Source organism: Proteus cibi, assembly GCF_003144405.1.
GTDB lineage: Bacteria > Pseudomonadota > Gammaproteobacteria > Enterobacterales > Enterobacteriaceae > Proteus > Proteus cibi.
The window spans coordinates 141,614-154,452 of the sequence record NZ_PENW01000010.1 but is presented as its reverse complement, the minus strand read 5'-3'; the positions used below and the strand labels follow the sequence as shown (position 1 = coordinate 154,452).

Annotated in this window: 10 protein-coding genes; all 10 read left to right on the top strand. The window is 38.2% G+C overall.

Annotated elements, in window-relative coordinates; all coding sequences use genetic code 11:
- Window positions 1-1,342: 1,342 nt before the first annotated feature.
- The 10 genes from flhD (at window position 1,343) to DK865_RS06330 (ending at window position 12,802) form a co-directional block, all read left to right on the top strand.
- On the top strand, window positions 1,343-1,693 hold the full coding sequence (gene flhD / locus DK865_RS06375; protein ID WP_023581798.1) for a flagellar transcriptional regulator FlhD: 351 nt from the start codon (window positions 1,343-1,345) through the stop codon (window positions 1,691-1,693).
- 2 nt (window positions 1,694-1,695) lie between these two features.
- Complete coding sequence (gene flhC, locus DK865_RS06370) at window positions 1,696-2,277, top strand: flagellar transcriptional regulator FlhC (protein ID WP_006533207.1); 582 nt, start codon at window positions 1,696-1,698, stop codon at window positions 2,275-2,277.
- Window positions 2,278-2,411: 134 nt separating this feature from the next.
- A complete protein-coding gene (gene motA / locus DK865_RS06365; protein WP_036912690.1) occupies window positions 2,412-3,305 on the top strand; it encodes a flagellar motor stator protein MotA in 894 nt (297 codons plus the stop codon).
- A gap of 2 nt (window positions 3,306-3,307) precedes the next feature.
- Entirely contained in the window at window positions 3,308-4,354 is a 1,047-nt protein-coding gene (motB, locus tag DK865_RS06360) for a flagellar motor protein MotB (RefSeq protein WP_023581800.1), read from the top strand.
- 35 nt (window positions 4,355-4,389) lie between these two features.
- Window positions 4,390-6,543 carry a chemotaxis protein CheA gene (cheA, locus tag DK865_RS06355; RefSeq protein WP_109391463.1) on the top strand — a complete coding sequence of 718 codons (2,154 nt, stop codon included), beginning with the start codon at window positions 4,390-4,392 and terminating at the stop codon, window positions 6,541-6,543.
- A gap of 21 nt (window positions 6,544-6,564) precedes the next feature.
- On the top strand, window positions 6,565-7,065 hold the full coding sequence (gene cheW, locus DK865_RS06350) for a chemotaxis protein CheW (protein ID WP_023581802.1): 501 nt from the start codon (window positions 6,565-6,567) through the stop codon (window positions 7,063-7,065).
- A gap of 382 nt (window positions 7,066-7,447) precedes the next feature.
- Window positions 7,448-9,154, top strand: coding sequence for a methyl-accepting chemotaxis protein (locus DK865_RS06345; protein ID WP_036912693.1), 1,707 nt, complete (start codon window positions 7,448-7,450; stop codon window positions 9,152-9,154).
- Between the two features lie 59 nt (window positions 9,155-9,213).
- Entirely contained in the window at window positions 9,214-10,860 is a 1,647-nt protein-coding gene (locus DK865_RS06340; protein ID WP_036912696.1) for a methyl-accepting chemotaxis protein, read from the top strand.
- A gap of 6 nt (window positions 10,861-10,866) precedes the next feature.
- A complete protein-coding gene (gene cheR, locus DK865_RS06335) occupies window positions 10,867-11,757 on the top strand; it encodes a protein-glutamate O-methyltransferase CheR (protein WP_023581805.1) in 891 nt (296 codons plus the stop codon).
- Window positions 11,750-12,802 carry a protein-glutamate methylesterase/protein-glutamine glutaminase gene (locus tag DK865_RS06330; protein ID WP_023581806.1) on the top strand — a complete coding sequence of 351 codons (1,053 nt, stop codon included), beginning with the start codon at window positions 11,750-11,752 and terminating at the stop codon, window positions 12,800-12,802. Before cheR ends, DK865_RS06330 begins: the two co-directional genes overlap by 8 nt.
- Window positions 12,803-12,839: the final 37 nt, after the last annotated feature.

Genomic DNA, 12,839 nt, shown 5'->3' with positions numbered 1-12,839 from the left:
AGCGTATGATTTATAAACCTACCTTTTTTCCTTTGTCTTTTTCATTAGATATTCTATTTTTAATTAATTGCGTATTATTTTGTTAATATATATCTATTTGTACTGAAAAATAAGAGGGGGATGGTTTTATTTTTTATATTAATAAATCGTGACTTTATTTTATAAAAAAACACGTGTTTTTTTTAATTTAACTTAAGTTAAATGTTGTATTATTTTTATATTCCATTTTGATTTAATAATTAAAGTTAAGTTGTTTTTTATTTAATTAAATAAAAACTATTCTTTTATTTTTATATTAGAATTATGGCAATTTAAAATTTAAGCTGTTCATAAAGCATACAATGACTCATAAAAAAAACTTACCTATATATGGATATTATTTCTCTGTGAATAATTTACAGGCAATAAAACACTTATTAAGAGTTCTGTAATTTAAGTGTTAAATAGTACTTAATAAATATTAGTTAAATTGTATTGTTACAGTTGAAACTTTAATAATGTGGAAATAAATATTCAATGATTTAAGGGGGAAGATGCATAACTAAGAATTTAATTTTATATGACTTATCGTCCTGCTTAATAAATGCATTGACTTATATTGTTGATTTTTAATGATAATTTACATTGTAAAATAATGAAAAAATTTAGGATAACTATAAATAATTAGATTTGGTTGCTTTTTAATCAAATTGTAAATAAAAAGTGATCATTTATGAGGGTTTACGTAAATGATGAAAAAAATAATATCTATAGAAATATTTATTAAATATAGGGAGCTTGTTTAGATAAAGATGAGGAGGAAATATATCAATATATGTTACTGTGATCAAAAAAATCCCCAATTGTGGATTTGTCAAATTTTTATGCTGTATTTTTAGGTTTATAAGTTTAATAGATCGTATAAAATAAAAAATTATCATTAATATTTTAATTTGGGTAGATTAGCTTATTAATTTACACCGAGTTTTATTACTTTTATCACTTGAATAGTTAATGAACTAATTCCATAATAATGATTATCTTTTTGTGATGTGACTCACATAGTATTTAAATTAGACTACTTTATCCGTTGAATAACTTAATCGTTAAGGAGTAAAGTTGTCGCGTTAGGATTATTCTTAACGAGCTATATTGGCGAGCATTTAAAGTTTACTTTTAATTTAAATGTTTTTTTCGCTACTTTTGAAAATGACCGTAACTAAGTAATACAAGGTAGTGTTACTACGTGTCATGTTCATAAAATGGGGCCTGGAAATTTAATATTACATTTATATTAATTTCCTCGGGATCTTTCATTAGGGAGATCCTCTTTGTTCAATATAATCGGACGGGATGTAAAGAGATGAGTACGGTTGAATTGCTTAAGCATATTTATGACATAAATTTATCGTATTTGCTTTTGGCGCAAAGGTTAATTAACCAAGAAAAGGCTTCCGCAATGTTTCGGCTTGGGATTAGTGATTCTATGGCGGATGCACTGGCAGAGCTTACATTGCCTCAATTGGTTAAGTTGGCTGAAACAAACCAACTAATCTGTAATTTCCGGTTTGAAGACAGCGAAACAATAGAACAACTCACTAAAGAATCGAGAGTGGATGATTTACAACAAATTCATACTGGCATTCTTCTTTCTTCTAACTTGTTTCGTCAGTTATCGGAACAAGACACTACTGCGACAAAGAAACGGGCATAACAATGAGTGAGAAAAGTATCGTTCGAGAAGCGAAAGATATTCGCTTAGCAATGGAATTAATCACCTTGGGTGCCCGCTTGCAAATGCTTGAAAGTGAAACCCAATTAAGTCGGGGCCGTTTAATTAAATTATACAAAGAATTAAGAGGGAGCCCCCCTCCAAAAGGAATGCTGCCATTTTCAACGGATTGGTTTATGACATGGGAACAAAATATCCATTCCTCAATGTTTTATAACGCTTATCGCTTTTTATTAAAAAATGGTGGCTGTGTTGGCGTTGAGGCTGTTGTTAAAGCTTATCGTTTATACTTAGAACAATGTCCACCTGTTAAAGATCAAGAACCTATTTTAGCACTAACAAGAGCATGGACATTAGTACGCTTTGTTGAAAGTGGCATGTTGCAACTTTCCGTTTGTACCAAATGTAATGGTTCATTTATTACACACGCACACCAGCCAGCTAGCAATTATGTTTGTAGTCTTTGCCAGCCACCTTCTCGCGCAATAAAAAAACGTAAACTTTCCGCCAATCCTGCCGATATTAACTTACAACTGTTGGATGGTCTTGAACAGTTTGCAATGTGATTCGAGATTGAAAGTTAAATATCAGGTTATAGAGCTGAGTTATCTATAACCTGAACCGTTTCCTCTCCCCCTCCTATCTCTTGCTGCTATGTTCGCCATTCTCTCCATAACGAAATTAGCTAAAGGGATATCGCGTGTTAGTACTCTTAGGATATATCGTGGTTATGAGCGCCGTCATCGGGGGATATCTTCTCGTCGGTGGTAGTTTAGGCGCATTGTACCAGCCAGCCGAATTTATAATCATCTTTGGTGCCGGTATCGGTGCTTTTATTGTAGGTAATAATGGTAGAGCAATTGTATCGACAATGAAGATCCTACCGAAATTACTTCGTAGTACAAATTACAATAAAGCGATGTACATGGATTTAATGGCACTCATGTTTCGTTTATTGTCAAAAGCTCGTCAAAACGGGATGTTGGCATTAGAGAGAGATATCGAAAACCCACAACAAAGTGACATTTTTTCCCAATATCCTCGCATTATGAAAGATGCTTATATGCTCAGTTTTATTACTGACTATATGCGTTTGATGGTGACAGGGAATATGAATCCTTATGAAATTGAATCTCTGATGGATGAAGAGATTGCAACTTTTGAGGAAGAGAGCGAAGTACCGGCAACAGGCTTATCTGCGATGGGGGATTCACTCCCTGCGTTTGGTATCGTTGCTGCGGTTATGGGTGTTGTTAATGCGTTAGGTGCTGCGGATAGACCTGCCGGTGAAATGGGCGTATTAATTGGACACGCAATGGTGGGTACTTTCTTAGGTATTTTATTAGCTTATGGTTTTATTTCACCATTAGCATCTAGGCTCAGACAGCGCTCTAGTCAGCAAATGAAAATGATGGAGTGCATCAAAACAACATTGTTATCTAGCATGAATGGATATGCGCCACAGATAGCTGTTGAATTTGGACGTAAAACCCTCTTTCTGGCAGACAGACCTTCTTTTATTGAGTTGGAAGAACATGTACGTCAGGTACGGACACCAATGCAGGCAAATCCTGATGCAATGAAAGAAGAGTAATTATGAAGAGTAATTCACAAATCATTCGAGTTAAAAAGCGAGGGAGAAAGCAACATAACGCTCACGGTGGTGCATGGAAGATAGCTTATGCTGACTTTATGACCGCGATGATGGCTTTCTTTCTGGTGATGTGGTTACTTTCAATCTCTAGCCCACAAGAATTAACTCGTGTAGCCGAATATTTTCGTACGCCATTAAAAGTCGCTATTGAAAAAGGGCGATTTAGTGGGGATGCAACCAATCCTATTCCTGGAGGAGGGCGTGATCCTGTCTATAACGAAGGTGATGTTTTGCCAAAAGGCCAGGAAGATAAACAGCTCAATGAAAAGCAACAATTCCGCCGATTAAAAGATAATTTAGAACAAGTCATTTTAAATGATCCTCGGTTAAAAGATCTGAAGCCTCATTTACTGATCGACATGATGGATGAAGGTTTGCGTATTCAAATTATCGATAAAGCAAATCGCCCTATGTTTAGAGTCGGTAGTGCCACCGTTGAACCTTATATGAAGGATATTTTGACGGCAATTGCACCTATTTTAAATGACACACCATACAAAATCAGTTTATCGGGTCATACCGATGACATTCCTTATGCAAGTGGTGCTTTTAAATATAGTAACTGGGAGTTATCGACAGATCGTGCAAATGCCTCTCGTCGAGAGTTAATTGGCGCTGGCTTAGGTGAATGGAAAGTGTTGCGTGTTGTGGGTATGGCATCAACAGTCCATTTAGTTAAAGAGGATGGTTTTGCACCTGCTAACCGACGGATCAGTATTTTGGTCTTAACGAAGCAAGCAGAACAAAAAATTGTACAAGAAAATGAGCGGGTTGCACCGACAGTAACCGAGGCTTCAGAAATTGAACCTCTACTTTCAGGGCAAGAAACCCCACAAGAAAAAGCAGAAAACACACAGACGGGTTCGTCTGTGTCTTCTGCATCTGAGCTTCCCGAATCAAAAAAGGAAAATGTTGAAACAGGAGTTTCTGGGGAAAGTTTGCCATCACAATCGACAAATATTACGACAAAGCAGGGAACTGCACCCTAATTTGTGAGTAATCGCGTAAAGGTGAATGAGTAACGATGGATATTACTGAGTTTTATCAAACATTTTTTGATGAAGCAGATGAGTTGTTAGCTGATATGGAACAGCATTTACTGTTACTTGATCCGGCAAATCCAGATCAAGAACAGATGAATGCGATTTTCCGTAGTGCGCACTCCATAAAAGGAGGAGCTGCAACATTTGGCTTCGTTAAACTTCAACAGACCACTCATGTGCTTGAAAACTTGCTCGACAGTGCAAGACGTCATGAGATGGCGCTCACCGACGACATTATTAACCTGTTTCTGGAAGCGAAAGATATTATGCAACAGCAATTGGATGCACATAAAAACTCACAAGAACCTGATGAGGAAACATTTAACTATATTTGTGAGAAGTTGCGTCAGCTGGCTCTCGATGTAAAAGAAGAACAATCCGCTCCTCACGTTGAGGCTGTTGCTGGATCTGAAACTTCAGACTCACAGGCCACAATGATTGAAACTCCTGTTTTGTCATCTGACGCTGAAAATGCACAAAGTGACGCCGTAGAAACCATGGTCGAAGTCGCATCGACAATGGCGGCTGATGGGCACTATTACCATCATATTATTTTGTCTGATCTTAAAGAGACAGATATTGATTTAATGCTTGATGAATTAAAGCATCTTGGTGAGGTTAGCCAAGTTGAAAAACAACATCATGGTCTTGAAGCAATATTGAAAACTACGGCAACAGAAGAAGATATTAGCGCTGTACTTTGTTTTGTGATTGAACCTGAACAGATCTCGTTTAAAAAAGTGTCTGTTGCAGAAAAGGCACCAGAAAACAACACAGTGACAGAAGAAAGTACAATATCTATTGATGATGCTCATGTTGAAAACCACGTTGAACAACCTGCACCGGTACAACCACCTGTTGCTGAAAAAGTGACGCCATCGGCAGCACCAGCGAAAAGACCTGTTGCCGCTGCAACGCCAAAAACGGAATCAAGCAGTATTCGTGTTGCCGTTGAAAAGGTTGACCAATTAATCAACTTAGTGGGTGAACTGGTTATCACACAGTCAATGTTGGCACAGCACAGTGGCAGTCTTGAGCCTGCAATATACAGTGATTTACTGAGTTGTATTGCTCAATTACAGCGTAATTCTCGTGATTTACAAGAATCTGTTATGTCAATTCGTATGATGCCGATGGAATATGTTTTCAGTCGCTTCCCTCGAGTTGTGCGTGATGTTGCAGGTAAAATGAATAAGAAAGTTGAGCTAAATATGATTGGTAGCTCAACAGAACTGGATAAAAGCTTAATTGAAAAAATTATCGATCCTTTGACTCACTTAGTTCGTAACAGTCTTGATCATGGTATTGAAATGCCAGCCGATCGTGTTGCAGCAGGTAAACCGGAAGCGGGGCAATTAACCCTGTCTGCGGAACATCAAGGCGGTAATATTTGTATTGAAGTGACTGATGATGGTGCTGGATTAAACCGCGAACGTATTTTGAAAAAAGCGATTTCCTCTGGGCTTGCCGTTTCTGAAAACATGAGCAACGAAGAAGTTGCTATGCTGATTTTTGCACCAGGTTTCTCTACTGCGGAAGTCGTAACCGATGTTTCTGGCCGTGGTGTGGGTATGGATGTTGTAAAACGAAATATCCAAGAGATGGGGGGGCAAATTCAAATCAGTTTTGAAGTGGGTAAAGGAACACGTATTCGTATTTTACTTCCACTGACATTAGCAATCTTAGATGGTATGTCTGTGAAAGTGCATGATGAAGTCTTTATTTTACCATTAGGAACGGTAGTCAGTTCTTTACAGCCGGAAGAAGATGATATTTATCCATTGGCTGGCGATGAGAAATTATTGCAGGTCAGAGGAGAATATTTACCACTGATTGAATTGCATCGTACTTTTAATATTGAAGGTGCGCAAACTGATATTACCCAAGCAATTGCGGTTATTGTTCAAAGTGCCGGACGTCGTTATGCTTTATTGGTAGATCAATTGGTTGGTCAGCATCAAGTTGTTGTTAAAAATATAGAAAGCAATTACCGAAAAGTTCCTGGTATATCTGCTGCAACAATTATGGGCGACGGTAGTGTTGCTTTAATTCTTGATGTACCAGAATTGCAACGTTTAAGTCATACACAAATGACGAATAAGAAAAAGAATACAACTGCAGGCGCAGTCATTTAATAGTGAGGATAAAATAAGATTATGGCTTCGGAACATTTCGAGAAATTATCCGGTGAAACTGTTGGACAAGGATTTCTAATTTTTACGCTGGGCGATGAAGAATATGGAATTGATATTTTAAAGGTTCAAGAAATTCGCGGATATGATCAAGTTACACGTATTGCTAATTCACCTAGCTTTATTAAAGGTGTAACTAATTTACGGGGCGTTATTGTTCCGATAGTTGATCTGCGTATTAAATTTTCACAAGAAAGTGTAACTTATAATGACAATACTGTTGTTATTGTGGTTAACTTATTAAATCGAATTGTAGGAATTGTTGTTGATGGCGTTTCTGATGTTCTTACGCTAAAACCAGAGCAGATCTGCCCTGCGCCAGAGTTTGCAGTCACAATGTCTACTGAGTATTTAACAGGTTTAGGTACTTTAGATGAAAGAATGCTTATTCTTGTTGATATTGAAAAATTACTCAACAGTGAAGAAATGGAATTAGTCGATAGCGCAACAATTCAAGCTAAATAAGTTTTTATTTTTTAAAAATAATCTAAATACTGTTCCGGTAATTTTGCCGGAATAGCTATTTCTATCTTTTTTATTTTATTAGCGAGTGCTAAAGCATCAAATTAACTTTAAGTAAAATTAAAAGATAAAAAAGAACTTATAATTTTAGTTAAGTTCTCTTTTATTATTTATTAACTTATAAGTAGCTATCACCTAGCTGTAATATTTTTCTACTGACGGAAATAACTTTAAAGTTTTTTATACTTATAATTTTAATTAAAAACAGTATTACCACCGCTTTCTAATGGGGCAAAAACGAGACTAAGACGAAATGAAACCTATAAAGTTTCTCTTAAGTCTGCCGATAACTTGCTCATTACCATTTATTATAAAAAGGGAAACTATGTTTAGCCGAATGAAAATAGTGACTGGATTATTATCCATTCTTCTGTTGTTTGGTGTTTTGCAATTTATCTCCGGGGGCGTTTTTTACTCAAATATTGTTGAGACAAGAAATGACTTGGATAAAACACTAACAATACAGGATCAACGTGAGCGCCTTGATGAAAGCTGGGCTAATTTACTACAAGCTCGTAATAACATTAATCGCGCTGCAATCAGTTATTTATTACAAGATAAAAATCTGAATGTAGATGATTCTCTGTCTGTTGACTATCTGACGGGTCTTGCTCGTAAAAATATGTCGCGTGCAGACGAGAAATTTAAAGAATTTGAAAAGAATATTACCGCTTATCAAGTTCACTCAGAAGATGATGTTCGTAGCCTAAAAGGGCGTTTTATCGAATATTTCTCTGCATTAAATCAACTGGAAATTTTACTTCAAGATAGAAACTTAAAAGACTTTTTTGAGCAACCAACGACGGGTTATCAAGACGCTTTTTATAAAGAATATCTTTCCTATGTCATGCGCAATGAGAAATTTAACGAAGAGTTAAATGTGGCACTAGAAGCCTCTCACCAACGTACTGTCATTACTATGGTTGTGTTAGCCATTATCGTTATCTCGGCATTAATTCTATGCTGGTTTGCATTACGTAATGCCTTAATTAGACCATTAAATTCACTTCTATTAAGTATTAAAACTTTCTCTGAAGGTGATTTACGTCCGAATATCGAAGTGAATGGCCGCAATGAAATGAGCTTGTTAGCGAATGGTTTAAAACATATGCAACAAGAACTTATTCAAACTGTTCGTGGTGTCTATCAAAGTACGGAAAACATTTATAACAGTACAAGTGAAATTGCTGCTGGTAATAATGATTTATCTGCTCGTACAGAAGAGCAAGTGGCTTCGTTAGAAGAAACTGCGGCAAGCATGGAACAGTTAACGGCGACGGTAAAACAGAACGCAGACAATGCTCGCCAAGCCAGTAATCTTGCCAATGACGCCTCAGATATTGCCCGTCAAGGCGGAAAAGTTGTTGCTAATGTGGTGCAAACAATGCACGACATAGCCGGAAGTTCTCAGAAAATCACCGATATCACAGCCGTTATCGATGGCATTGCATTCCAGACCAATATTTTGGCACTGAATGCGGCTGTTGAAGCAGCGAGAGCCGGTGAGCATGGTCGCGGATTTGCGGTAGTTGCCGGTGAAGTTCGTAACCTTGCACAGAGAAGTGCAGAAGCTGCTAAAGAAATAAAAACACTGATTGAAGATTCTGTAAATCGTACTGAAACGGGCTCTGTACTCGTTGAAAGTGCGGGTGAGACGATGACGCGTATCGTGGATTCAGTAACGCGTGTTACTGACATCATGGGCGAAATCGCATCTGCATCAGATGAGCAAAGCCGAGGTATTTCACAAGTTGGTCTTGCTGTTTCTGAAATGGATCGTGTCACTCAGCAAAACGCCTCTTTAGTAGAACAATCTGCAGCCGCTGCTGCTGGTCTTGAAGATCAAGCAGTTGCATTAACCCGCTTAGTTTCAATCTTCAAATTACCGGGTCAGGAAGAAAAAACGCTAGAAAGAAAGGAATCGGATGCAACCCCTGTAGTTAAAGCCGCTGCTCCACTTATAAAACCAGGAACCTCAGAAAAGAAAAAGAGCAGCAGTGTTGAAGATCCCGCTAACTGGGAAACTTTCTAACAACAACAAGTGGCTGACAAGCGGTGGCTTTTAACCACCGCTTTAAACGAGGTGAAGGCATGTTTAGGTTTCGCAAATTAAAGATATCCACCAGTCTCTATTTATTACTGATGATGTTTTGCGTTATGCAGATGATTTCTAGTGGTATTTCGCTAGGGATCGTTCATTTGAATAACGAACAGATCACCAGAGTAGATATAGATACATCTAAGCGAGATGAATTAGGATTAAGTTGGGCATCTTTAATACAAACACGTAATGCGATTAATCGTGTAGCTATTGCAGTGAAAACTGAACAATCAACGGATTATATTCAATCTATTGAGTCAATTGCACTTTCACGTTTGGAAACGGCGAATACTCATTTTCAAAATTTCCTTGCTGAGATAAACAAAGAGGCTATCCCAACAGAAGAAAAAGAAATCGTTGAAGCAGTAAAGAACGATTACCACGTTTTATATGGTGCATTAACGGAATTACATAGCATGTTAAAAAACGATAACTTCCAAGGTTTTTTAGATCAACCAACGGAACGTTATCAAACAGCGATGGAAAATTCATTTAATACCTATATGAATTATGTTCAGACAGAAATTACGGAATCTATAGAGCAAGGACATCGCTCTTATACTATTGCTATCTTGATGTTTATCGGTGCAATAGCGATGGTTATTGTCGTATCAATCGCCGCTCATCGCTGGCTAAGTTTTAATATCATTAAACCTTTCGCAAGTTTAAGCCGTTATTTTAATGATGTTGCTACCGGTAAATTAAATCGTGAAATTCTTGTCTTCACCGATGATGAAATAGGGGATGTGTTTAAACGACTACGAGATATGCGTGGTGAGCTTGCGCGTTCAATTCGTATCGTTCGTGATAACAGCTATGCTATGTATTCTGGTATTCAAGAAATTTCCAAAGGAAATACGGACTTATCCTCAAGAACTGAACAACAAGCTGCTTCGTTAGAAGAAACTGCGGCAAGCATGGAAGAGTTAACAGCAACGGTAAAACAAAATGCTGATAACGCCCTACAAGCGAGCAAACTCGCAGAATCTGCTTCTGAAACAGCCATACGTGGTGGTCAAATCACGCATAGTGTTGTTGAAACCATGGATGCGATTACACAAAGTTCTCAAAAGATAGGGGCTATTATCAGTGTGATTGATGGTATTGCGTTCCAAACCAATATATTAGCACTTAACGCGGCGGTTGAAGCTGCTCGTGCGGGTGAACAAGGACGTGGATTCTCTGTTGTTGCTGGAGAAGTGCGTAACCTTGCTCAACGTAGTGCTGATGCTGCAAAAGAAATTAAATTGTTGATTGATGAGTCTGTTTTACGTGTCTCTCAAGGTTCTCAACTCGTTAATAATGCAGGGCAAACAATGGAGGAACTCGTCACATCGGTAAATAAAGTCACTGAGTTAATGGCAGAAATCGCCTCAGCTTCTGATGAACAAAGTCGAGGTATTCACCAAGTCGCTGATGCAGTCAGTCAGATGGATCAGGTGACACAGCAAAACGCTGCTTTGGTGGAGCAATCAGCATCTGCTGCCGCAGCATTAGAAGATCAGGCTAATAACCTTGTTGATGCTGTATCGGCATTCGAGTTGCCTGACACGGATGAGGATAATCATTCTTCATCCCTAGAAGGTAATGGGTTGAAAAAAGCAGATAAAAAATCATTTTTTAAAAAGACCCATTAAAAAACAATGAAACGTAATGTTACTGAAGTCTTATCAGATATCGCTGCTCAACCGTTGGATATATTTACCCAACGGTTCATGTTGTCCGATGATCAGTTCCAATCTATATGCCAATTGATTTATCAAAAGGCCGGTATTGTGCTGACTAACAACAAAAGGGAGATGGTTTATAACCGTCTCACTAGGAGGTTACGTGAATTACGGATGAATAACTTTGGTGACTATCTTGCGTTTCTTAAAAGTGATGTACGCAACCCTGAATGGCAAGAGTTTGTTAATGCATTGACAACCAACCTCACCGCATTTTTCAGGGAAGCGCATCATTTTCCTATTTTGGCAAAACATGCCAGAAAAAGAGCAGGAGGCGTCTACCGAGTATGGTGTGCAGCTGCATCTACTGGAGAAGAACCTTATTCAATTGCGATGACTTTACGCGATGTTTTTGGGAATAACCCTTATAAAACCAAAATTATTGCCAGTGATATCGATACTAATGTGTTGGATAAAGCACGAAAGGGTGTTTACCGACAGGAAGAGCTTAAAACATTAAATGATGAATATTTGAAAAAATATTTTCTCAAAGGTGTCGGCGATTTTGAAGGATACGTGAAAATTAGACAGCAAATTAGCGAGATGGTCTCTTTTCAGTATTTGAATTTACTCGACAAGCAATGGGATTTAGAAGGCAGTTTTGATGCGATTTTTTGTCGTAATGTCATGATTTATTTTGACAAAGCGACACAACAAACCTTACTTAACCGCTTTACCTCATTACTTAAGCCAGACGGAATGCTGTTTGTTGGACATTCTGAGAATGTAAGCCAGCTTAGCAAGGATTTCTACTTGCATGGGCATACCGTTTACGGGCTGACACCAGCAAGGAGAGGTTATGAATAAAATAACGGTACTCTGTGTTGATGATTCGGCGTTAATGCGTCAAATCATGCGAGAAATCATCAACAGTCATAGCGATATGGAAGTTGTTGATTGTGCACCAGATCCTATAGTGGCTCGTGACTTAATAAAAAAGTACAACCCACAGGTATTAACGTTAGACGTTGAAATGCCACGTATGGATGGTATTGATTTCTTGGAAAAACTGATGCGATTAAGACCAATGCCTGTCGTTATGGTCTCATCATTAACAGCGAAAGGCTCAGAAGTGACGTTAAAAGCGTTAGAACTGGGCGCGGTTGATTTTGTGACTAAACCACAGCTTGGTTTGCGTGAAGGTATGATGGCTTATAGTGAACTGATTGCTGAGAAAATTCGTGCGGCAGCACTGGCACGGATTAATCGTCGAGAAGTACAAGCCGCACCTTCTAAATCATTGTCATTTACACCGATGATTTCGAGTGAAAAGTTGATTGCAGTAGGTGCATCAACTGGTGGCACAGAGGCTATTCGTAATTTTCTAGAACCATTACCTATTACCAGCCCTGCGATATTAATTACGCAACATATGCCCGCAGGGTTTACACACTCATTTGCAGAACGATTAAATCGTTTATGCCAAATTAGTGTAAAAGAAGCAGAAGACGGCGAACGTGTATTGCCTGGGCATGCTTATATTGCGCCAGGTGATTATCACATGGAGCTTCGTCGTAATGGTGCTAACTATCAGATCCACATTAATAAAGAGCCAGCAGTTAACCGTCATCGTCCTTCTGTCGATGTGCTATTTAGGTCTGTCGCAAAATATGCGGGACGTAATGCCATTGGTGTGATCTTAACTGGAATGGGCAGTGATGGTGCAGCGGGTTTATTAGAAATGCGTCGTGCTGGTAGTTATACCTTTGCACAAGATGAAGCAAGTTGTGTCGTCTTTGGCATGCCTCGTGCTGCGGTTGAAGTAGGCGCAGTAGACGAAGTAAAAAGCATAAGCGCAATGAGTAAAGCTGTGCTGATGAAAATCAGCAGCACACAATCGTTGCGTATCTGATTAAGTTCAGTTTAAAAAGCAACACAGTAATTTGCCG